The 23,555-nt window shown below is 46.9% G+C and carries 22 protein-coding genes; 4 read left to right on the top strand and 18 right to left on the bottom strand.

The features are described 5' to 3' along the window. Window positions 1–17: 17 nt before the first annotated feature. Window positions 18–2,345, top strand: a complete 2,328-nt coding sequence (locus E6W40_RS07375) for a X2-like carbohydrate binding domain-containing protein (protein WP_136604893.1) — start codon at window positions 18–20, stop codon at window positions 2,343–2,345. Between the two features lie 165 nt (window positions 2,346–2,510). After that, the gene (locus E6W40_RS07370) at window positions 2,511–3,920 is read left to right on the top strand and encodes an IS1182 family transposase (protein WP_136604892.1); all 1,410 of its coding nucleotides are present in this window, start codon (window positions 2,511–2,513) and stop codon (window positions 3,918–3,920) included. A 189-nt stretch (window positions 3,921–4,109) separates the two neighbouring features. On the opposite strand, the gene E6W40_RS07365 is transcribed toward E6W40_RS07370, so the two are convergent. The 8 genes from E6W40_RS07365 to E6W40_RS07330 form a co-directional block, all read right to left on the bottom strand. Next, on the bottom strand, window positions 4,110–4,556 hold the full coding sequence (locus tag E6W40_RS07365) for a GNAT family N-acetyltransferase (protein ID WP_136604891.1): 447 nt from the start codon (window positions 4,554–4,556) through the stop codon (window positions 4,110–4,112). 78 nt (window positions 4,557–4,634) lie between these two features. Further along, window positions 4,635–5,126: an 8-oxo-dGTP diphosphatase gene (locus E6W40_RS07360; protein ID WP_136604890.1), complete on the bottom strand. Its 492-nt coding sequence runs from the start codon at window positions 5,124–5,126 to the stop codon at window positions 4,635–4,637. 228 nt (window positions 5,127–5,354) lie between these two features. Continuing rightward, window positions 5,355–5,852, bottom strand: a complete 498-nt coding sequence (locus tag E6W40_RS07355) for a hypothetical protein (protein WP_136604889.1) — start codon at window positions 5,850–5,852, stop codon at window positions 5,355–5,357. Window positions 5,853–6,038: 186 nt separating this feature from the next. Further along, window positions 6,039–6,323, bottom strand: coding sequence for a hypothetical protein (locus E6W40_RS07350; RefSeq protein ID WP_136604888.1), 285 nt, complete (start codon window positions 6,321–6,323; stop codon window positions 6,039–6,041). Window positions 6,324–6,469: 146 nt separating this feature from the next. Beyond that, on the bottom strand, window positions 6,470–7,021 hold the full coding sequence (locus tag E6W40_RS07345) for a putative glycolipid-binding domain-containing protein (RefSeq protein ID WP_246072909.1): 552 nt from the start codon (window positions 7,019–7,021) through the stop codon (window positions 6,470–6,472). 57 nt (window positions 7,022–7,078) lie between these two features. After that, window positions 7,079–7,525, bottom strand: coding sequence for a GNAT family N-acetyltransferase (locus tag E6W40_RS07340; protein WP_136604886.1), 447 nt, complete (start codon window positions 7,523–7,525; stop codon window positions 7,079–7,081). A gap of 59 nt (window positions 7,526–7,584) precedes the next feature. Further along, window positions 7,585–8,427 (bottom strand): VanW family protein, encoded by an 843-nt coding sequence (locus tag E6W40_RS07335; protein WP_136604885.1) that lies wholly within the window; start codon window positions 8,425–8,427, stop codon window positions 7,585–7,587. A 33-nt stretch (window positions 8,428–8,460) separates the two neighbouring features. Continuing rightward, window positions 8,461–8,970 carry a GNAT family N-acetyltransferase gene (locus E6W40_RS07330; RefSeq protein ID WP_136604884.1) on the bottom strand — a complete coding sequence of 170 codons (510 nt, stop codon included), beginning with the start codon at window positions 8,968–8,970 and terminating at the stop codon, window positions 8,461–8,463. A 192-nt stretch (window positions 8,971–9,162) separates the two neighbouring features. Here E6W40_RS07330 and E6W40_RS07325 point away from each other — a divergent pair, with 192 nt between their 5' ends. After that, window positions 9,163–10,434, top strand: coding sequence for an MFS transporter (locus E6W40_RS07325; RefSeq protein WP_136604883.1), 1,272 nt, complete (start codon window positions 9,163–9,165; stop codon window positions 10,432–10,434). Window positions 10,435–10,537: 103 nt separating this feature from the next. Here E6W40_RS07325 and E6W40_RS07320 read toward each other — a convergent pair whose 3' ends face one another. From E6W40_RS07320 to E6W40_RS07280, 9 genes are all read right to left on the bottom strand, one after another. Continuing rightward, on the bottom strand, window positions 10,538–11,410 hold the full coding sequence (locus E6W40_RS07320; protein ID WP_136604882.1) for a sugar phosphate isomerase/epimerase family protein: 873 nt from the start codon (window positions 11,408–11,410) through the stop codon (window positions 10,538–10,540). A gap of 62 nt (window positions 11,411–11,472) precedes the next feature. Continuing rightward, a complete protein-coding gene (locus E6W40_RS07315) occupies window positions 11,473–12,750 on the bottom strand; it encodes an alpha-L-fucosidase (protein WP_136604881.1) in 1,278 nt (425 codons plus the stop codon). A gap of 26 nt (window positions 12,751–12,776) precedes the next feature. Then, a complete protein-coding gene (locus tag E6W40_RS07310) occupies window positions 12,777–14,456 on the bottom strand; it encodes an ABC transporter substrate-binding protein (RefSeq protein ID WP_136604880.1) in 1,680 nt (559 codons plus the stop codon). A gap of 52 nt (window positions 14,457–14,508) precedes the next feature. Then, on the bottom strand, window positions 14,509–15,390 hold the full coding sequence (locus E6W40_RS07305; protein WP_374706180.1) for a carbohydrate ABC transporter permease: 882 nt from the start codon (window positions 15,388–15,390) through the stop codon (window positions 14,509–14,511). A gap of 31 nt (window positions 15,391–15,421) precedes the next feature. Further along, the gene (locus tag E6W40_RS07300) at window positions 15,422–16,333 is read right to left on the bottom strand and encodes an ABC transporter permease (RefSeq protein WP_168928846.1); all 912 of its coding nucleotides are present in this window, start codon (window positions 16,331–16,333) and stop codon (window positions 15,422–15,424) included. A gap of 149 nt (window positions 16,334–16,482) precedes the next feature. Beyond that, the gene (locus E6W40_RS07295; protein ID WP_136604878.1) at window positions 16,483–18,801 is read right to left on the bottom strand and encodes an AraC family transcriptional regulator; all 2,319 of its coding nucleotides are present in this window, start codon (window positions 18,799–18,801) and stop codon (window positions 16,483–16,485) included. Between the two features lie 162 nt (window positions 18,802–18,963). Further along, on the bottom strand, window positions 18,964–19,578 hold the full coding sequence (locus E6W40_RS07290; RefSeq protein ID WP_246072908.1) for a histidine phosphatase family protein: 615 nt from the start codon (window positions 19,576–19,578) through the stop codon (window positions 18,964–18,966). Between the two features lie 2 nt (window positions 19,579–19,580). Further along, window positions 19,581–20,525, bottom strand: coding sequence for an aminoglycoside phosphotransferase family protein (locus E6W40_RS07285; RefSeq protein ID WP_246072907.1), 945 nt, complete (start codon window positions 20,523–20,525; stop codon window positions 19,581–19,583). 104 nt (window positions 20,526–20,629) lie between these two features. Next, on the bottom strand, window positions 20,630–21,088 hold the full coding sequence (locus tag E6W40_RS07280; RefSeq protein WP_136604877.1) for a RidA family protein: 459 nt from the start codon (window positions 21,086–21,088) through the stop codon (window positions 20,630–20,632). A 246-nt stretch (window positions 21,089–21,334) separates the two neighbouring features. Here E6W40_RS07280 and E6W40_RS07275 point away from each other — a divergent pair, with 246 nt between their 5' ends. Next, entirely contained in the window at window positions 21,335–22,792 is a 1,458-nt protein-coding gene (locus E6W40_RS07275; RefSeq protein ID WP_246072906.1) for an ATP-binding protein, read from the top strand. On the opposite strand, the gene E6W40_RS07270 is transcribed toward E6W40_RS07275, so the two are convergent. After that, entirely contained in the window at window positions 22,787–23,404 is a 618-nt protein-coding gene (locus E6W40_RS07270) for a histidine phosphatase family protein (protein WP_136604876.1), read from the bottom strand. The genes E6W40_RS07275 and E6W40_RS07270 overlap by 6 nt on opposite strands. Window positions 23,405–23,555 lie beyond the last annotated feature (151 nt).

Below are 23,555 nucleotides of genomic sequence, written 5' to 3'. Positions count from 1 at the left end.
ATTTGCGGGGTGGGAACATGAGAGTAACAACCGGTCTCAGACTTTTTGTAGCGCTATGCGTCATCTTGTGCAGCAGCCTGCCATTCACAATGGGCAGCTTGTCGGCACAAGCCCAATCTATGAAGCTGTATGTCTCAAAAAATGGAAGTGATTCGAACGGGGGCACGCTGAACAAGCCTTTTGCGACGTTAGAAAAGGCCAGGGATGCCATACGCGTCATGAAAAGCAAGGGACCGCTCCCTGCCGGTGGTATAACGGTCGTGATTCGAGGCGGCGAATACCGCTTTACCCAAACGCTTCAGTTCGATGAACAGGATTCCGGAACAACCGATTCTCCGATTACTTATCAAGCTTATGATGGTGAACAGGTGATATTTTCAGGCGGCGATTTACTGGATGCTTCCCGGTTTCAGCCAGTTAGCAATCCCGATACCCTGTCCCGTATTCCGGAGCAAGCCAGAGGCAAAGTGCTGCAGCTGGATCTTAAAGCACTTGGCATTACTGACTATGGCAAGCTTGGAAACAACCTGGCTGTTGCACCGGAGTTATTCGTGAATGGCAATGCAATGACGCTGGCCCGCTGGCCGGACAACGGATTCGCCACCATCAATCAAGTCGTCGAAAAGGCGGATGATTCGGCGGGTAAAGGCTATACGTTTACGTATAACGAAAACGGACTTCATTCTTGGAAGACCATCGATGATACATGGATGCTGGGTTACTGGGGGAATGATTGGGCCACCAATGATCTGCAGATCAAATCGTTAGATCTCAGTCAAAAGCGCATTGAGAGTTATAAGGGAACCAGCTATGCCATGAAAGACGGGCAAAGGTTCTATTTTTACAATATTCTTGAGGAGCTGGATGCCCCGGGTGAATGGTACCTTGAACGGAGTACAGGCTTACTGTATCTTTACCCTCCTGCCCCTGTGCAAGGAATGAAGCTTCAGCTATCCTTGTTTGATCAGAACCTGATTACGATGAACAATACATCCAACGTGGTATTTAGTGACCTGTCTATGGAAGTGAGCCGCGGAAATGCGATCGATATGACCGGTGGTGAGAACAATTTGATCCGCCGCTGTGAAATCAGCAAAATGGGCGGTTACGCGGTCAAAATTAACGGAGGTCAGCACAACGGTGTATTCGGTTCCAGCATATACAGCATGGGGAACGGAGGCATATCACTGAACGGCGGTGATGCCGTCACTTTAACTCCGGCAGGAAATTACGCTGACAATAATGACATATACAACTATGCCAGAATTAAACTCACTTACACCTCCGCCGTGGAGATTAACGGGGTTGGAAACCGGGCGACTCATAATAAAATGCATAACGCCCCCCATCTGGCGATCCAGTTCAGAGGGAATGATCATGTCATTGAGTACAATGAAATCTACGATGTGGTGAAGGAAACCGCCGATGCATCAGCGATCTATTCGGGAAGAAGCTTTGTCTGGCGCGGGAACATCATTAACTACAATTATATTCACGATATCGTAGCCAGCAATCTGCGGGTATCGACCGCGGCTATCTATCTGGATGACTATATGAGTGGTGTGGAAATGCGCGGTAACGTTTTTAACAATATCGGTAAACAGGCGTTCAAACTGGCTAATGGTCGGGAGAATATTGTGGAAAACAACCTTGTTATCGATTCCGGCACATCCATTGCTTTCATGGCCCGTAACTATAAGCCCGGTGAGAAGAACTATAACTCGCTGATGAGCAAATTCGACCAAGTGCCATATCAAAGCGAGATTTGGAGTAAACGATATCCCACCCTTCCGAATATCCTGAACGACGAACCGCTGCTGCCGAAACGGAATGTTGTTCGCAATAATATTTTCGTGAATAGCGGTCCAATAACCGGTGACCAGCAAAATATGGAACTGGGCACCTTTGAGAATAACCTATCCTTCAATACCAAGGACGAACTCGGGCTGCTCAACTCAGCCAAGGATAATTTTCAAATCAAAGATCAATCTGAAATCCTCTCCAGTTTACCGGAATTCAAGCCTATACCGTTCGCTGAAATGGGGATAAAAGCCTCAGGACTGCCTCCTGTTCAATCCGGCTTATCCGCCCGTTCAATCGAATACCAGCAGAATGTGAATGAGTCAAGTGTACATCTCAGTCTGAATGGCAATACCCTCACCTCGATCCGCGATGAAGCTGGACCTTTAACCCAGGGGACGGATTACGTCATTCAGGGAACGGCCGTCGTTTTCACCAAAGCATATCTGTCCAAATTGCCAACCGGTTACCATTCGATGGTCTTTTCGTTCAGTGAAGGAAATGATGCCTTTTTGAGCCTGCATGGTATCCCTTCCGCAAGCTAGCGATATTTGATTATTAATAACTTGAGAGAACAAAAAAAGCCCCGGGGTTAACCGAGGCCACTGAAAAAGTCCTCTCATAAAAAAAGGTACGGCTCCTCAAAAAAAGTTGAGGAGCCGTACCTTTTTTCGCGTATAATTAATGCATCATGAAGAGTAGGTGAGCGGATGATTCGACAACAACAAACCTTGGTTTTGAGTCCTTATGCGGGACTGTATGACATTGTTGTACCGAAGGACAATATGCTCCGTCAAATCAATGAACTGGTGGACTTCGCCTTCATATACGAGGAACTGGAAGAAAAATATTGTTTGGATAATGGACGTAATGCCATTGACCCGATCCGCATGTTTAAATATCTATTACTAAAAGCTATATTTGAACTCTCTGATGTAGACATTGTTGAACGATCTAAGTATGACCTGTCGTTCAAATTTTTTCTTGGCATGGCACCAGAGGACTCGGTAATCGATCCAAGTTCTCTAACGAAATTCCGTAAATTACGATTAATAGATATGAACTTGCTCGACATACTCATCGGGCAGACCGTAGCTCTCGCTATTGAGCAGGGTATCCTAAAGAGTACCGCTATCATCGTAGACGCCACACATACGAAAGCGCGCTACAACCAGAAGTCACCGCAGGAAATCCTACAAGACCGTGCGCGGAAGCTGCGAAAGGTTGTTTACAGCATGGATGAGTCGGTCAAAGCCAAAATGCCAATAAAGAATGTGAACAACGTGCTCGAAGACGAAATTACGTACTGCCAAAAACTTGTCGCTTTTATCGAAGAGGAATCCGGAATCGCCCAGGTGCCGAAGATCGTGGAGCAGCTGCGCCTTGTAGCAGATCCAGACGCGCGCGTGGGACATAAGAGCGCAGACAGCGCCTTTTTCGGTTACAAAACACATCTGGCGTTGACCGAGGAACGACTAATAACGGCCGCTGTCATTACGACAGGCGAGAAAAATGATGGGAAGCAATTGCGGACACTGATCGAAAAAAGCCAAGCCGCCGGGATGCAGGTCAAAACAGTAATTGGGGATACGGCGTATTCCGAGAAGGATAACCTGATCTACACGAAACAAAACGAGATTGAACTTGTAGCGAAACTTAATCCACTCATTACACAAGGTGCCCGTAAAAAAGAGGACGAGTTTCTGTTTAACAAAGATGCCGGCATGTACGTTTGTCCAGCCGGGCACATGGCAATTCGAAAAGCACGACAGGGGAAAAAAGGCGTCAGTAAAAACCAGCAAGATACCTATTTTTTCGATGTGGAGATCTGCAAACGCTGTCCAATTAAGGAAAACTGTTACAAAGAAGGAGCCAAGAGCAAGACGTATTCCGTGATAATAAAATCCGATGAACACTTGGAGCAGAAGGTGTTCCAGGAAACAGAATATTTCAAGGCAAAATCGAAGGAACGCTACAAAATTGAAGCAAAGAACAGTGAACTCAAACATGGACACGGGTATGATGTAGCTACATCCTCGGGTCTGCTTGGCATGCAACTGCAAGGTGCAATGGCCATATTCGCGGTAAATCTCAAGCGGATACTGAAATTAGTAGACTAAGAACTACTGTTGAATACAGCATGATGAGGACAAAAAGAAGACATTCACTCCGCATTTTGGAGATGAATGTCTTCTTTTTACACTATTTGCACAGCCTTTGAAGAAAAACACAAGTTCTTCCGTGGCCTCGGTTAACCCGGGGGCTTTTTCAGGTTAACGAGGAATTCTCGCAAACCCGAATTCATTCAATTAGATTATATAGTCCAGCACCGTTTCCCCGCCGATCACTTCACCGGTCTCTATAAATCCGAAGCCTTTATATAAACGGTTAGCGACTCCATTATCAGGAACATGGGATATGCGGATTTTGACACAATCTGAATGGCTTTTCTGCTGCTCCAGAACCGCTGCGAGTCCAGCTTTGCCATACCCCTTACCTTGATAGCGTTCATCAATCATGAACCGGCAAATCCAGAAATAACCGTCCTCAGGATAAACCTCCTCATCGAACAAAGCGAATCCAACCATTGTATAGTCAGCATAAATCCCATAAGGTCTTGAAGATGGTTCCCGCTTCGCCTTCTCGAGTGAATCGGAATTCGGGGCTACAAGCCGCTGCTGATCTTCCCTTGGCTTGAGCTGCAAGCATTCTTCCATGTTGTCATCGGTAATCAATTTCAGGTACACGCTTGTCATTTTATAAAGACCTCTTCTCTCGATTATAAGATTGAAAACAGGCCTGATGTATGATCTGGTTCGTTATTCTTAGGGCTGCTAGAGCTTCTTCACACTTTCCTTCAAGGTTACTTTGTTCTCCATGTCGTAGACTTCATAGATTTCGAATGTCCCTTCATCAAAAAAGAGCGGAAAACGGCGCTTGAACCAATCCTGCATAGGCAATGAGGTCGCTTCTTGAATCGGAACCCACCTCAGTTCGCCTTCAGGCGGATTTTCAAGCAATTCTCCTTCAAACGAGATAGCTAAATAGTTGAAAACCATATATCTATAGTTCGTCGAAGGATCAACGAACTCATCCAGTCCTTTATAGATCAAGTCATGTACGATCAGCCCCGTCTCTTCGCGCACTTCGCGGATGGCACCTTCAGTCAGACTCTCGGGGAAATCCACTTTACCTCCGGGGCCGATATAGCCGGGAAAGCCACGTTTACTGGGACGGTTCAGGAGCAATACCTTATCTCCATCCTGAACGAGACACATGGTGTACAAAGCCACTTCGATTGCCGGTGCTGATGTTGCTTGTGTCATTTGCCTCTCTCCTCTGGTTCATCTTTAATTTATTGGTACTCCATCACAGGTTGGAACACTGATCATTCTAGCATATTTTTCCGTAGGGAGTATATCATTCCCTGTTTCCTTCCATATCATTAATAACCCAGAAGAATCTACTAAGAGAACCATTGTATCTCGCAAAAAAAACCGTCCCATCCAGGAACGGTTTGTCATGTTTATCCATCAGCAATGCGATATGACTTTTTAAAGCCCGGAAACCACAACTCGTTTGCCGTCTTCTCCGGTTTTCAGCATAACTTCCTTATCACGCCAAAATCCCTTCAAAGCTGTAAAATCAGCTGTAGAGCGGTTTAACGTTACATCCAATACAACTTTGCCATTTTTCATAAAAACGAGCTTATGAAGAGAATCATCATCAAGCGGATACTCCCCTAGAAATGTCCGGTTCAGCAAATATCCAAAATAAGAATGACTGGTGGTCCATGATATTCCCGTGGCTTCCTCCATCTCGCTCTTCGTAACATAAGGCTGAAAAACATAAATTTGATCCCAATCAATAGACGTTAATTCAGATATTTTAAAGGGTTGATGATGAGCCGCTGCTTCCTGCAAACGTGTTGCAAATTCATTTGCCCCTTGATTGCTTATCTGTTGTGACTGAAATGAAAAATAACTGATTCCAAAAGGTATCAACAAAACGATCAGCAGTATGAACGGTATTACCAGCTTTTTTTTGTTCATCACAAGGCTTCTCCATTTAATTCATAGTAAATTCATTGGATATATAAGAATTTACTATATCATACCTTCTGAAGATCATTCTTTCCAGCTTTTTTTTGCTTTTTTTCAAAAAAATAACGGACGGGATTCAGCCGATCGAATCCCGTCCGTTATTATTTTTATAACTTCCTCACTGCTAGTACGAATTTAGAAATCCGACGTAGCCACCTCGATCGTACCGAAGGCTGCGCCCGCACCCGTCAGCAGAGCCGCGACTAATAATAGATTCACCGAAAGCGTGAGACTGTTTAAGGCAGGGATCTCATACGTAATGACCGGAGCATCTACGCGTGTAATCACCAAGCTCACAGGATTTTCCGAGTTGTTCTGTACGGTAACAGCCGCGTTAATGCCTCCCGCAAGATTTTCATAATAGGATTTGCCGACACTGGCTGCCAGATTGAAAAACTGTTGTGGTAATAAAATCGCCATGTCGATCACCTCCTTTCTCTCAAGGATAGTATATTCTATGACATAATCTATGAAATGAAGCGATGATTGTCATAGGATCAACACACATTTTGAGAGATTGGTAGATAGACAAGATAGCATCTTCCTCCAGCGCCGACTCGCTTGGTTTACTTATTTTCCTGAATCCATTCGCCTTCATACTCGCGAATAATCCCCTCGGCATCCGTATGTAACCGGGCGGTATACCCACTTGCTGAGCGGTATTCATATAACTCCTCTCCCAAGCGGGTATATTCCTGTTGAAGCGGCAGCACATCAAATTCGGGAAAACGCACCCAGGCAGCCGTCATCTGCTCCGATTCCCCGACCTCAAGCCGCATTCTGCGAATCGGAAGCAGGTTCGTTGATGGCGTAGCACCGATATCGATATCCTTAAGACCGTCCAGTTCGGGAATATGGATACCGTCACGCATCCAGAGATGATCCGCGTCTTTATGTAATTTCATCGTTTGAACCAAGTTGTGCTGGATGTAATCTATCATCACGGATTCTGTATTTCCCAACTCGTCACAAATCACGTTGTATTCTACAAAGGATACTTCCTCCTTCAAGGAACGTATCACTTTGCCCTCAATTCTTGTCCGCTCCCCAAAGGTATGGGTACAATACTCCATTCCCGTACCATCCACACGCTTCCAGATCAATGTATGCTGCATCATAGTCACTCCTGTAGTTGAACTCGTTTTCAGGCCAAAGCCTTATAGTGAATTTTCGCATTATAGGCGCAGAAAATAATGGTCGAACTCCATATCCTTCTTATAACCAAATTGTTCATACAGACACTTGGCAGATATGTTGTCTTTAGCAGTGGATAGCTCAAGGCCTTTGGCCTTGTTGACGGAAGCATAGCTCCGGGCAGCCTCCAGCAGCCGCTGCGCCGCCCCCTGTTTGCGGAACTCCTTTACGACGAACAAATCATTCAGAATGAACAACCGCTGCATGGAAACCGAGGAAAAGGATGGATACAGCTGGGTAAAGCCCAGAGCCTGGCTCGTCTTCGGGTCCCTTGCGACAAAAATGACCGATTGACTCAGGGCAAAGCGCTCAGACAAAAAATGCCGTGCCCCTTCAAGGTCAGACTCCTGCATATAAAAGATCCGGTACTCATTAAATAACACGGCGATATCTTCTAGATCATGGATCGAAGCTTGGTATACATTCATTACAGTCGATCATTCCTTTATTATGTATTCGGCATCCCACACATTTTACAGCAAACCCGTTACATCGTCACCGGATCTTGAGGTGGTGGAACTGGTGGCCCTTTAACCGAAACTGCAGGTATCTCATATTTGACCTCTGAGAAGTTATGTACCAGCAGCTCTTCAATCACTGTCAGCCCCGTTCTCTTATCAACCACTCTGCGCCAGATTTCATTCTCTCTGAAGTTTTTTCCGTCTCTGGAATGAAACTGATGATTTCTTTCTTCGATATGATATGCATACGGCCATTCCTGGCCACAGTGGAGGGTTCCTTTGAGATGTTCTTCCGTCAGCCAGATGCTGAATTGAAAGGATACTGAAGTCGGATTGTAGAAACGAAGATCCACATAGTTATAAAATACGCTCGCCCCGCTTCCAAAAGGCAGGACACGGTGATCATCCGGAAACGGATCAAAGCTGTGATGATGACGCTCTGCAACCTCAAGCGGCGAATGCAGAGCCAGCCAATAAACCAGATTGGCCAATTGGCATAAACCGCCGCCGACTCCGGTTCTCACTTCTCCGCGAGATAGCTGAAGGCCTTCAATATAGCCTTTCCTTTTCGTAGGTTTGCCGACCAGCTTCCAATAAGAAAAGGTTTCACCCGGCCGAAGCAGCACGCCGTTCATCCTGCTGATGGCAATGCCAAGGTTGGTGATCTTATTCTCTTGAAGTCTTGGATCGGATGAGCCAAGCTTTCTCCGGAGAAGCGATTGATGGCGTTTCATGTTGAAGGGAAGCGAAACATCCGAACGATCGACCGCAAAGGATTTGAACTTGTTCTGCAGACTTCGGGTTAATCTAAGCTGATGAATTCGCATGGTGTATGCATAGGGTAATTTGACGAGGAATCTCTTGAACATATCCATATTCACCATTCCTAATTGACGGCAATTTTAAATTTCCTTGTAATAATAGATCGTATCATCCAGCTGGCCGCTGGCCGAACGGGCAAAACGCGGTATTCTTCCCGCTTCGATATATCCAAGAGATTGATAGAGTAAATTTGATGGATCTCCGGCTCTAGTATCCAGAACAAGCAGCGTTCTGTTCTCGTATTTGGCCGCTTGCTCGGCCGTCTGCATCAGCAGGCGGGCAATTCCGCTTCTTCGGACATCAGGGGATACCATTAATTTTGCAATTTCAGCACGATGTGCTCCGTTAGCTTTCATTGCTAAATGCAGCTGGACGGTCCCTGCCACCTGTTCCCCTCTCATTGCGACCCACATCCGGACGCCAGGCTCAAGCACCTGCTGCCAGTATTCATGGGTATCCTGCTCCATAAGCGGCGGCAAAAAGCCGATTGATGCCCCGTCTTCAACCACATGGATCAATAGTGAAGACAGCTGCTCCAGCAGCTTGGGCTCCATCGACTTTACTTCCCAGATTCTGATTTCTTCGTTCACATTACATTGCCCCTTCCTATGTATTCTTCTTTGTTATGTACGCTGGCAGCTCCGAATTTGTTTCTTTGCTCCTAATAAGCTCCAGCTTCCTGTCCCTTCTGGATGGACATCTTCCATTTTTTGCTTCCCTCCGGGGGATCCCCTTGCTACAATGGGGAGACAAACTATGACAACGACGGAGGATCAGACAAAATGCATGTACTGCATGCAGTAACATCGGGATGGAAACAGCTCGGTCGCAATATCCGGCTCTTTTTTCTGGCAAACCTTCTGTACCAGATCGGTACAGGCATGTTTTCGGTGCTCTACAATTTATACATTCAGTCCCTGGGATATCAGGATACGATGAACGGAACGATCGTCAGCGTACAGTCCCTGGCGACAGCGCTCATATTTATTCCGATTGGACTGATTGCCGACCGCGTCAGCCACCGGCTTCTGCTCTTGTTTGGGGCCTTGCTGGCCGGTCTCAGTTTTATGGGAAGAGCCTTTGTCAGCGGGGAATCAGGACTCATCATACTCTCGATAGCCGCTGGCTTGTTTGCCGCGTTCTTTCAGGTTATCGCTGTACCGTTCTTGGCGGAGAATACAACTAAGCAGCAGCGGCTGAGAATGTTCAGCTATCATTTTTCACTTGTTCTCGCAGCACAAGTACTGGGAAGCAGCGGCGGTGGATTCCTGGCGGATCTGCTGCAGCAGGCGGGCTGGAGCAAAATCCACAGTTTGCAGGCCGTTCTCTTTGCCGGGGGCGCTGCCAGCGTGCTCGCATTCATTCCCCTTCTATTCGTAAAGAAAACGGTGAAGGACAAGGTCTTGATCGAAGCCGTGGTTCCTGAAGAACCCGTCAAGCTGCCAGCACAGGCCAAAGACGACTGGAAAGCAATATTGAAGTTTACACTCGCGCAATTAATTGTAGGTACAGGCTCAGGGCTCGTCGTCCCCTACCTTAACCTGTATTTTACTAACCGTTTCGCCGTATCATTGACGGCTGTGGGCATTCTGATCTCACTCGGCCAAGTGATGACCATCGTTTCGATGCTCATCGGACCTACTCTCGCAAGCCGGGTAGGACCTGTAAAAGCTGTCGTACTCTTCCAGATGATGTCATTGCCGTTCCTGCTGCTTACCGGCTTCACGAATCTATTCGTGATAGCCTCTATCAGCTTCCTGTTCCGTCAGGCCCTGATGAATGCAGCCAACCCAATCCAGTCCTCCATTATGGTGGACAGAGTATCCGATGCACGCAGAGGGATTGCGAATTCCATGACACAGACTGCTTTTATGATGGGCTGGGCAACGATGGGACCCGTGCAATCTTTGTTATTAACTACTTATGGAACTTATTGGGGTTATGCAATCACGTTCAGCATGACTGGCGTTCTTTATATCAGCGCTTCAGCGATTTATTATTTTATGTTTAAGGAGCGGAAAACCACGGCCACGGAGACTGCGATATCCATGTAAAAATGCATCGCCATTGATTGCCCCATGTTGACCCCAATAAATTCGTTCATTAAAAAAGCCTGTTCATGCATTAGTAGCATGAACAGGCTTTTCATATTACCCTTTAAATTTCATTCCAAATTCGCCGCAAATTATCAAGACCCAGCTTCGTGGCCTTGCGACACTCCTCCATACCCTCGAACTCAAGCGTAATATATCCGTCGTAACCGGATGCTTTTACCAAGCGCAGCACGCGACGGACATCGATATCGCCCTGGCCAAAGATCGCGCCCCGCAGATAGTTTCCATGCGTACTGCGGAACCAGTCGCCGCCGCCGGGATTTTCATCCGCGGGACGGATATAGAAATCCTTGACGTGAATCAACGAGGCAAAGGGTAAATTCCGTTTCACGCCAACCAGAGGCTCTTCGTCGACGCAGAGAAAGTTGCAAATATCAATCGTCGTTTTGAAATTCGGACGGTCCACCGCCCGAAGAACCCGCTGTACACGATCGCTTGCCTGAACGCTGACGCCATGATTCTCAATCGTGGTCGTGATGCCATAACCAGCCGCATAATCAGCAATTTGCCGGCAGCCCTTCACGATCTGCTCCAGATGATTCTCCAAATAGTCGATGCCCCATTTGTCGGGCGGCAGCGTGAAAGCGGTCACGTCGTGGCGCATATGCTTCATGCCCAGCCTGTGTACGGTATCCACATGCCTTTTGACCCTCTCCATCTCGGCCTCGAAGTCTTCGCGTGTCTCCTGCACGAAATTCGCGGGCATCGAATAATTGGACAACTCGATCCCCTTCGCCGCAGCCCGCTCGCGGACGGCATCCGCGAGTTCAGGCTGGTCTTCGAGTGTATACCCATAAGGAACGATCTCCATATGTTCTCCACCCTGCTCCGCAATCCAGTCGATGACATCAAGCACGGACATCTCGCCGGCTTTGATCGCATGAAGCAGGCTATAGCTGCTTACTCCTGGCTTCATTCCGTTTATCAGCTCCTTGCCATATAAGTGTCTTATAAACGCTTCATACCGCTATCTATTATTTATTCAAAAAGCTCCAGTTCAATCACCGTGTCCAGTTCATCCGGCAGATCTCCGCCGGCAATGTGAATAAAGGCGCCGCTTTCGGTATCGGAGTATTGATCCGCCATCCATGGCGTTTGCACATGAAGCTCACTGCCATCAGACAGCAGCCTTGCTTTTTTAATTTTACCTTTTAAGCCCTGGAAGTAGATGGGGCCGATGCCTCGGTCGAATACATGCGCATACAGCTTATTACCGCGTTGGGTGTAACGCCCCCATTCCGGCTTAGGCAAGCTAGCGATTCCACAGCCGTAAATGCTGTCGCCATTGCGCTGAAGCCACTTCCCGACAGCCGCCAGAATTTCGAGTGACTCTTCAGGAATCTCGCCTTTGGCATCCGGGCCCACGTTTAAGAGTAAATTGCCGTTCTTGCTGACGCATTCCACCAGGGCTCGAATGACTTGACGCGGGGACTTGTAATTATGATCGGTGGAATGGTATCCCCAATGATCATTCAGCGTAATACATGCTTCCCAGGGAACCGCCTCACCAGCCGAATTCACGATTCCTTCAGGCGGGATAATCTGTTCAGGTGAGAAGAAATCGCCTGCGTACACTTCAGGCTCCTCCGCCATAATGTTGCCGCCAAGACGGTTGTCAATGACGATATCCGGCTGAAGAGAGCGAATCATCTGAATCAGCTCGGTTGCCCGCCACTTCTCGGCTGTCATATCGTCATAGGAGAAGTCGAACCAGATGATATCAATCTTGCCGTAGTTGGTGAGGAGCTCCCGCACCTGGCCGTGCATATAGTCTAGGTAACGGTCGAACTCCGTTTCCTTGTCCTTGAAGTCTTCATTGCCCCTCATCGGATGATGCCTGTCATTATATGCCGGATAATCGTCATGATACCAATCGATTAAAGAATAATAGAAACCGACCTTAATGCCTTCTTCCCGGAATGCATCCACATACTCGCGGATCAAATCCCGTCCTGCAGGCGTATTGGTTGCCTTGTACTCCGTAAGCTGGCTGTCAAAGAGACAGAAGCCATCGTGATGCTTGGTTGTGAGAACAGCATAGCGCTGACCAGCCGCCTTGGCTGATTTCGCCCAGCTCCTCGGGTCGTACAGAACCGGATTGAATTCTTCGAAATACGGCTGATAATCCTCATTGGTGATGCGTTCATTATTCCGTATCCATTCTCCCCTTGCCGGGATCGCATACAAGCCCCAGTGAATAAACAAGCCGAATCGATCTTCCATCAGGGGAAGTGTTCTTTCAAAACGCGGATTCATGTCAGTCTTAACCTCCGTTTGCTGGTTTATTTTTTGTTCTTTTCATCATAAGCCGTTTGGTAAATTTCCAGATAACGTTTTAAGTTCATGTTATCCAGCTGGCTGACGTAGCTGTCCCATTCCGTATCCAGGCTCGCATCTCCAATGACAAAACGGGCAATCATCTCATCCACATAGTCATTGATGGTCTTGGCCAAATCGGCCACCTCGGACGCCTGTTCATTGGTCAGGAACAGCGGCGGCACTGTGCTGACATCTGTTGGTTTATACGGCTCATATTTATTCTTCGTCTCGTTGTACAGGATTACCTCTAAATCATCATCACCTTTTGCTACCGCCGACAGGCGGAAATCGTTAGAACGCATTGCCGGCCCGGTCTGAGCCCAGTTCACATTTTGAACCGTACCAAAGGATTTAAGCTCGGACCACACGGCAGGCTTGCCGTTAATGCCGATTTCGCCATCCTTGGCGTCACGCCATTCCTGATCGGGGCGGCCGTACACACTCCGCAGCGTCATTTCTTTCTCGTACAAGCCATCCGCCCAGCGCAGAGCAAGCTCCGGATTTTTGGCCTTCTTGGTAATGATGAAGGATCCAGGTGTCAACGCAGTGGTGTCCGTTGCGGCATACTGCACGCCTCCGGGTCCTTTCAGAGGAGGAACAGCCTTATACTCTTTCCATCGTCCGCTTTCACCCAGCAGCTGTGTGAATACGCCTTCATGGCCACCCGTGGAAGCGCCTAAAATTACCGTATCCGGATTTTCACCCTGCTGAATCAGCTGGTTCTCGTCCTGGGTAAATGATTCCGGAGCAATCAGTCCATCCTTGTAAAGCTTGTTGAGATAACGCAGGCCTTCGCGCCATTCCGGTTTGTTATACGCAACATCGAGTTTGCCGTCCTTAATGTACATATGTTTGCTGCTTGATCCGTACACCGGATTATAAATGAAGGAGTTCATCAGGAACGAATCTATGGTCGAACGCCATGACTTTTGAGTAATGGAAAGCGGTACTTCATCCTTTTTCCCGTTGCCATTCGGATCCTTCTCCTTAAAAGCCTTCAGAACATTGTAGAGATCATCTGTTGTCTTCGGCATTTCGAGACCGAGCTTTTTGAGCCAAGGCTCATAAATCCACATTTTCTGACTCATGGAACAGTGATAACAATCATTCACTTCAGGCAGTGCATAGATGTTGCCGTCAATGGCGGTAACCGTGTCTTTGATTTCAGGATTGTCCTGGAACATTTTCTTCGTTTGCGTGCCTTCCTTTTCAATCAAATCATTCAGCGGAAGGAATGCGCCCTGAGTTCCATAGATCATTTGCTGTGTAGGGGATACATTCAGACCCATGATGACGTCCGGATAATCCTCGCTCGCCAGTACCAGGTTCAGCTTCTCCTGCATGCTCTGTTCCGGAACGACCTCCCACTCAATGTGGACGTTGGTTTTTTCCTCATACCATTTGGTGAACTCGTTGGTTTCGAAATTCTCCACAAGCGGATTGCCGCGCACCATGATCTTGAGCGTCGTTTTATCCTTTACCAACGGGTAAGTTCCCGGTGCCGATAATTCTACCGTCTTGGCTGCGGGCGCTTTACTTTCTTTGCTCTCCCCGCTTCCCTCTTTCGAGCCGCCTGAGCATCCTGCGAGCAGCATACTGACAGCAATGACCAGACTTGCGATCTTGCCAGCTTTCTTGTACATAACAACCCTCCATGTTTTTTCAAAAGTTATCGAAATCTTTCATGACCCGCTATCAGCCCTTTATCGAGCCAATCATGACACCTTTAACGAAAAACTTCTGCACGAATGGATACACCACGAGCAGCGGGACAGAGGTCACAACAATCAGTGAATATTTGAGCAGCTCCCGCAGTCCCTGACGCGCCGCAGCGGTCTTCGCATCCCCGAGCATGTCAATATTGATTTCGTTCTGGACGAGAATATCTCTAAGAATCAATTGCAGCGGATACAAATCCGCCCGTTTCAGGAAAATCATTGCGTTGAAATATTGATTCCAATGCCCCACGGCATAGAACAAGGCGATAACCGCAAGGATCGGCCCGGACAGGGGCAGCACAATCCGAAGCAGGAAACGGAAATCTGTACATCCGTCCAACTGCGATGCTTCCAGCAGTTCGCCGGGAATCGTCGTTTGAAAATACGTCCGCATGATGATGACATTCCAGACCGACAAAGCCGCCGGAATCAGCATGGACCAGACCGTGTCGATCATACCGAGATTTTTTACCAGCAAATAGGTTGGAATAAGCCCTCCGTTAAACATCATGGTGAAGACGAACAGGAGCATAAATACATTCCGTCCGCGGAAATCTTTTCTGGACAGCGGATAAGCTGCCAGAACCGTAAACAGCAGGTTAATTCCCGTTCCCGCCACGGTGTAGAACAAGGTGTTCATAAAGCCGCGTACAACCATTCCATTTTTGAAAACAGCCCGGTACCCATCCAGCGTTGGTTCAACAGGCCACAACCACACGCGTCCTGACAAGACTGCACTGCTCGAGCTGAATGAAGCGCTTACAACATAAACGAGCGGATACAGCACGATAATCATAATCAGAGTCAGTACCAAATAATTCATGATCGTAAACAGACGGTCAGAGCCGGCTTCTTTCATTTTTGTCTTTCGCAAGGTTTCCGCCGCCTTTCTACCATAAGCTTTCCTGCTTCAATTGTTTGGCTGTCTGATTCACGATTATGAGCAGGATGAAGCCGATCACCGCTTTGAACAAGCCAATGGCTGTCGCATACGAGAAATTCATAGCCTGTGACACAAGCCCCACTTTATAGACGTAAGTATCGATGACTTCAGAGGAGCGCAGATTCAGCGCATTTTGCATCAGCAATATTTTCTCGAAGCCCGTTTCGAGCATTTGTCCTGTATTCAGGATCAGAAGAATGACCGCGATCGGCAGAATGCCCGGTATATCGATATGACGCATCCGCTGAACCTTGGTCGCCCCGTCCATCACTGCCGCCTCATGCAATGCCGGATCAATGCCGGAGAGCGCAGCCAGATAGATAATGCAGGCAAAACCAGTATTCTGCCACACATGCGACCATACATAGATCGAATTAAACCAGGAAGCCTGCGCCATAAAATGAAACGGTCCAAGGCCAAACCATCCGAGCAATGTGTTTATCAGTCCGGTCCGCGGGTCAAGAAACTGCAGCAAGAGCCCCACCAGGACAACCAAGGAAATGAAATACGGCGCATATGTAATCATCTGTACCGTGTTCTTGAAACGCCGATTCTTCACATAGTTCAGACCCAGTGCCAGGATAATGGGAAACGGGAAGCTCGCTAGCAGGGCATAAAAGCTGATCACCAGCGTATTCCGCAGCAATCTCCAGAACTCATGGGAGTGAAAAAAACGTTCAAATTGTGCAAATCCCACCCACGGGCTGCCTCCGATGCCTTTGGTTACGTTAAATTCCTTGAAAGCGATCTGTGCGCCGTACATCGGCACATACTTGAATATAATGATGTAGAGCAGCGGCAAAGCAAACAGTGCGTACAATTGCCATTTGCTTCTGATGTCCTTCCAAAGATTCAGCATAGTCACCCCCGATTATGTTTTTTATTCCGGCCGGTGACTGAAGTATAGACGAGAGCCTTTTCGGAGGTAAATCTGCATGTTTTGGCTGCTATACCGTACTTTAGAATGAACATTATTCCGCATTATGAGCATTATTCTTTTCTTTACATTCAGGCTTCCCGCGGCTGGTTTTCCTTCCGGAATTCCGTTGCACTGAAACCATTCGCACGTTTAAAAGCTCTGCTGAACGTATTCAGGGACAAGTAGCCGGTAAGTGCCGCAATTTCACTCACAGGCATGCCGCTATGGGCAAGCAGTCGCTTGGCCTCCTCCATGCGGACATTCTCCAAATAGTCTGAAAAGTTCATGCCCGTTTGTTCTTTGAAGAAAAATGACACATATGCTTCGGAAGTCCGAGCTTCCTGCGCAAGCACAGCAAGGCTGAGATCCGGCTCCGGATAGTGAAGGTCAATATATTCGATCAGCTTGCCTGCCAGAGAATCATTATGACTTCGTTTACGGTCCTCATACTTCTGACAGAGCTGCAGCAATGTCTGAAACAACATATGAATCGCTTCGGGGGAAGACAATGCGGGATCGGAAGCTTTCAGCACGACCTCCACTTCATGGCTTATCAGATCCTCACCCGAGCCGGAGGGTTCGCAGCATTTCATCAGCGTTCCGCACAGCTCTTGAGCAAGAAGCCGTTCGACGACTGCCGGCACCTGATGTTCTCCCCCATTTTTATCCCTGATCTGTTCCATCAGGCGGGCGGTCTCCGGCTTATTGCCCGATCTCACCAGCTGAATCAATCGCTGCTCAACATCCGCAGGATAAAAATAGGCGGGAACAGGCACCTGCGCATCATCGTAGAATAATAACGGTTGCTGCTCGTTCCATGCAGCATGAAGCAAGATGAATTCAGCTTCTCCAAACGCACGATAAATCTCCGTCAGTCTGGTTTGGCAGGTTCCGACAGCTAATAATAGACCTGCATTGCTTGCATCTTGTAATCTTCCATATAAATGATGGACGAGCTGCTTTACCATATCCATAAAATATTCGGAGGAACCTCCTTCACCATGGAACAGCAGAGCCAGCTTGTTTTCGCCCAAATCATGAACCTGTACAAAAACCTGTTCTGCCGTACTGCTCGAAGAGATAACATCCCGGATATTCAGCTTCACGATATCCAGCTCCATCAGCATTTCTTCATTGTACGGTGCATGGTAGCCCCGAAGCCGGATAATCGCGGCAGTCAGATAACTTCCGCAAAGCTCAATACGGGAATGCTCCATCGCCGCCTCAACTTCCTCTACTGATGTAAAACCGCCTTGTAGGAGACGGTCGAAAAACACATTTCTCAGCAGCGGCACTTGGGCCTCAAGCCGGCTGTTCAGCGCATCATGGCTCTCCACCAAAGCGGATACCGAACTCCGAATATCATCCATCAGATTGCCTAGCGGACGTTTCTCTTTCCCCCCAGGCTTTAGTGGCAGCAGCTGGAGCAGCTTAAACACGGGGCGACTGCTGCGGTAAGCCAGAAAACCAGCTACCAGCAGCCCTGCGATAAGCGCCAGAAGGAATACGGTTAACGTAAGATCCTTGATATAATTGGCCTTTTGCAGGACAACCGTTTCCGGTTGGGCAGATACATAGGTCCAGCCGTTATAGCTGGAGGTCGTTTGCGTGATTAGCATCTTCTTCCCGCTCCACTGAATTTGCGAAAACCCTTCTTGGATGGGAAGCGCTTTCAAATTTATTGACTGTCCCTCCAATCCCGTGTGACTGATGAGGTTTCCATTCTGGTCAGCGACATAAGCGAATCCTCCCTGCTCCGAATCTATATGCTGAAGCATCTCCTGGATCTGACGGTTGTTAATGAGCACGGTAATGACTCCGCCGCTGTCTCTTGTTCCAAACGACTGCATATAACTGACGACCGAATATGCCTTTCCTTCGTATATCACCGGCATACCGGGTTTATAGGTTTTATAATAATATTGATTAAAAAGCTGAGCGTACCATTCATCATAAGACATGTTGTCGTAACGAAGCTGGAGGCTGTAAAATTGCTGTGCGTTATACACCTTGCGCGGAGAAATAAACATGCCGCTGCTCTTATAGGCGATATAATAATCCACGATAAAATGGTTCGACATCCGGTAATCAAACAAGCTTTGCTCCAGATCCCATAATCGATATGGATTAGTGTTCTGGAAAGGGGCTTTGACGAATTGAAAGGACTGGATTTTGGACTCACTGGACATTTGCTCGGCAATGGTCTCCACTTCCGCAAAACGCCGGTCCAGCGCCTCCCGGATTTGTCCGAGTGCTGCCGCATTGCTTTTCTTCGTTTCACTCTCCACCAGAGCCGAGGTTTTATGATAAGCAAACCATCCAACAAGCAAGGAGCCCAGCAGAATAAGCGCATAAGGTATAAAAAAACGGAATATCAGTGTAGCACGTTCACCGGAAGCTTTCCTCAAAACAAATCCCACCCTTTGCCATTGTTTGCAATATTAATCCCAATATAGCAGAGATGTGAACCAGCGTCTTTACATCTGTCGTCACATAAACTTAATACAATTACAGACAAAAAAAGAAACTGACCAGATTCCAGTATCCAGCGCAGCTTCTATTTTCAACTTTTATTCCGCCCAGTATCTCGTAACATGCTTTAATTCCTTATCTTCAAAAGCCAGTTTATACACATCAGGCATGGATGTCGATCTCCAAAACTCAAAATCATACTCCCGGTTAAAATAATTCATGATCAACGTCATGATATCACCATGGGTGCCGATAGCTATTTTTTTACCGCGATGTTCTTCAAGAAGCTTCAATATGACCTGCGAACCTCGGTACTGGGCTTCTGAACTCGACTCTCCACCAGGAAGCGCAAAATGAAAATCATCGTAAAGCTGCTTTTTGCAGCTGAAAAAATGACCATCCGGCACTTGAAAATCCTCGCCAGCAAGGGTTCTTTCCTTCAGGTCTTCAATAAGAATAATATCCCCGCCCGCTTCACGAGCCGATGGTTCCACGGTTTGAATAGCCCGTTGATATGGACTCGAAAAAAAAGCGTCGATCTCCTCCGTACGCAGTATATCTCTAACGAAGAGGGCATCCATTATCCCTTTTTCGGATAGTCCCCTGGCTTCTTCCATGCCCGGTATGTACTTCGATTCCGCATGTCTCACCATATATATGACCGTTTGATTCACGACTACCTCCTCAGCGATCCGCGCTCCGTCGGTAACCACATTCAAACCTCCTGTCTCATATTGTGATTGGTGTACCACACCGGAACCATTTTTTCAAAATACCGATGATCCTCCAGCACCCTGTCGATTCTATCCATCATGTCACTTATTCCCTCCGGATACACTCTGAGTGTCCAAGCAACCGAACCAACCAGGTTCATGGCCAAATAGAGCGAATACAGCTGCCAAAATGTCTCGTCCGGCTCCTGCTGACCATGATATCCATGGATCTGTCCGATGGCAAATGGAACACTCAAATCGCTCGAGAAAAAGCTGATTTTCAAAAAGTCATGGATTGGATCCCCCCAATCGCACCGGTTAAAGTCAATCACTCCCGACAGATGCCCATCTTGGACAACCAGATTCGCCAGATGGAAATCATCATGCTGGAACCGGTTCGGACGGCTCTGCATCCAATGAAGATGCTCATCAATAAACCCGAAGAGTTTGGTGTCATCCTTAATTCGAACCCCACAGCTGCGGTACTGATCCCTATTGCGGTGATATTTCCTGACCTGCCTTTCGTACCAGGATGGAATGAATTCAGGCGCATGATACTGATGAACTTTCAACAGCTCCGCTCCCGCTTCCAGCCCGATGGCATACTGTATTTCAGGTGAATAATCCGATATTCCAACAGCGGCTTCCTCACCTTCGATAAAGGTCAATATCATATATCCCAGCTCAATGTCATCCCATCGGCCAAGCTCCAAGGGTCTTGAGCATTGAACCTGGTAATGCTGCATCCGTATCAAAGCTTCATACTCTACTCCTTTTTGCGGATACAGCTTGATGTCAAAGACCCGCAGCAGATATTTTCGGCTTCCTTTTGTCACCATGAATTTTTGATCACCGGAAAAGCCTTTGTCGATATGTATCATGGAATCGCTGCCGGCAAGCAGCGGGATCTGCTCCATTCGTGCTTGAATTTCGGTCATTTTCATCATCCGTTTTACCTGCTCCTTGTTTCATAGAATATAAAGAACCACACACCGGTATTGCCTAGGCCGTGTTGTGGTTCGGTGAAAAGCATTGATTGTCGGAATAATGCTTACTCTTCCACTTCAAAAATCGAATCAATGATGATCGGCAGGTTATCTCTCACGGACACGGCTCCAAATACAGACCGCGCATGTTTTCCCCGCTCACCAAATACATCCATCATCAAATCCGAACAACCATTTAACACCTTGTGATGCTCCTCATAAAAAGGCTGCGCATTCACAAAGCCTTGTATTTTCACCACTCGTTTCACTTTATCCAGCGTTCCGAGAGCAGATTTCACAACCGCCAAAATCTCAAGCCCGGTACTCCGGGCGAATTGATAGCCTTCCACGGTCGAAAAATCACTTCCCAGCTTTCCCTTCGGTTGACCTGAAGGACCCTTTCCCGATACGAACATCAGTCCGTTCACGATCACGCAGTTGACGTATCTTGCGGCCGGGGAACTCGACCCCGGAAGAATAATCCCAAGCGATTCCAACCTGGATTCAATACTTTCTGATGTCATACTCAGCACTCCATTCCTATTATATTCCAGCGGATTTCTACACTTATTAAAGAATCAATGATCTACTATATTCGCCCATATACCAATAAAATCCTGTCATGGAAAAGTCTTTAATCGCATGCAAAAGAACATACTTCCGTCGAAAACGCTAAAAATATTTGATTCTTCCATTGAAGACCGTCCCTTATCATGATTATAATATGGGTACAATCCGACATAAAAATGGAATAAGAGAGGAGATTATCGGTGTTACGTGATCATGTCCAGAGTTATGATCCCACCTTTCAGCATGCTGCTCTTGGAATGGCTCTCATCTCGCTCAATGGAACCTTTCTAAAGGTTAATCCCGCATTATGTGATCTTTTGGGACATCCACGGCACGAACTCCATTCCATCCCTTCCCTGGACATTACATATCATGATATGCTGACTGTCATTTCGGAATTCGGCAAGTCGCTCGAATCCAATCATCTTACATACGGAAAATTCGAACATCAAGTACTACATAGAGCAGGTCGACAACTGAATATGACCATTCATCTCACGATTATTTATGCTGAGGACCCTTTCCCATCGCATTATTTCGTGCAATTTGAAGATCGCACCCGTTTAACCGAGACGGAGGGGCTGCTTCATTCGACTGAAGTTATTTTGCTGGATATCCAAAATTCGTATTATCAGCTTCTTGAAAAAATGCCGCTGGCCGTCTTGATCACCAAAAAAGGGATCATCCAATACGTCAATCCGGCAGCACTCCGACTGGTTCATGCCAATGACAAAAGCGAAGTTCTCGGGATGTCTACCGATTCAGTCGTCGATACTTCCTATCATCAAGCACTTTCTGATCGCAGAAAAAACTTTGTTACACACCAGTCACTCCGAAGTATCAGCTATATGATCAATGCTTTGGATGGACAGCAAAAGTTTGTAGAAGGTTTTACGCTGATTATCAATTATGAAGGAGAGCCAGCCGCCGTTGGAGTTTTCAAGGATATTACGGATCAGCAGCAAAAAGAGGAATATATTATGCAATCCGAAAAGCTAAATATGGCCGGACAGCTTGCAGCAGGAATTGCACATGAAATCCGTAATCCGCTGACCTCCATTAATGGGTTTATGAAGCTGATGAGGTCATCAAAACGCAGTACCGAATCGTATTTCGATATTATTGAATCTGAACTCAAACGTATCGAGCTTATTGTCAATGAGCTGCTGGTTTTATCCAAACCACAGGGTAACCACATAAGTAAACCCCTGAATGTCCTGCCCATATTGGATCAGGTCATTACCTTAATGAGAGTTCAGGCTGCATTAAAAAATATCGAGATTACTTTTCATTGTCCGGACACTTCTCTGTGGATTACCGGGGAAATTAATCAATTAAAACAGGTGTTTATCAATCTGCTTAAAAATGGTATGGATGCCATGGGTACAAGTGGGATCATTCACATAACAGCCGAATTCAGCGATCTCGAGGTGCTAATCAGTGTTCAGGATGAAGGCAGCGGTATGACTCCGGAGCAAATTCAAAAACTCGGACAGCCATTTTTCACAACCAAAGAAACGGGGACAGGTCTTGGATTTATGATCACGCAAAATATTATTCATAATCATGGCGGCTCCGTTCAGATTGACAGCGTTCCGGATCATGGAACCACCTTCACAGTGAAGCTGCCCAGGATAAACGAACCCGATGACTTATGACAGATCGATTGGCGTTAAATGTTCAACGGATGCAAAGCCTGCAATTTTATACTTTCCGCTTTCATAAATTAGTGTTGTTATAGAACACTCGGGAACCAGCTCGCTTTGTACGGCAACGAAATTAGGATGCCAAACTTCCAGTTGGTTCTCGGGGAATGTATTCACCAAAAAATCAGTTATTAATCCTCCATGAGTAACGATTACAATATTACTTTGTAACGGGTGTTTCTTGGCTAATCCTGTTAATAAAGAAGATAAACGCTCACCTGCTTGCTTTGCTGAATCGCCTACGGGTGGTATATATTCGGGTTCAAATGTAGACCGCTCCCACATGGCAACAAACTCCTCAAAAGTTTGTCCTGGAAGGTCCCCCCAATTAGCACGTTCCCGCAAACGACTATTCATATTCATCGGTGATTTCGTCTCTAGTGCAATATATTCAGCGGTTTCTTTTGCTCTTCGAAGTGGACTTGAAAGTATGATTGTTATAGGTAAATCACCAAAATATCTTGCTGTCGATTGTGCTTGTAAGACACCTTTTGAAGTTATTGGAACATCCCCAATTGCCCCTTCTTTTATAGCATGCCTTACAAGATAGAAAGTCGTACTCATATTTCAGACCTCCTTCAGTTGTACTGCTGTCACATTTTACATATTTCAATTATATAGTAGCTCACCCGTACACTCCATATTTTCTTGGTTGTTAAATTAAGCTTCCCTCAAGAAAAAAGCCCTGGCTTAGCCAGGGCTTTTTCAATCAACA

The sequence above is a fragment of the Paenibacillus dokdonensis genome (genome assembly GCF_004916975.1).
GTDB classification, from domain to species: Bacteria; Bacillota; Bacilli; order Paenibacillales; family Paenibacillaceae; genus Paenibacillus_AQ; species Paenibacillus_AQ dokdonensis.
The sequence above is the reverse complement of the archived record's forward strand: the minus strand, read 5'-3'. Positions and strand labels throughout refer to the sequence as shown.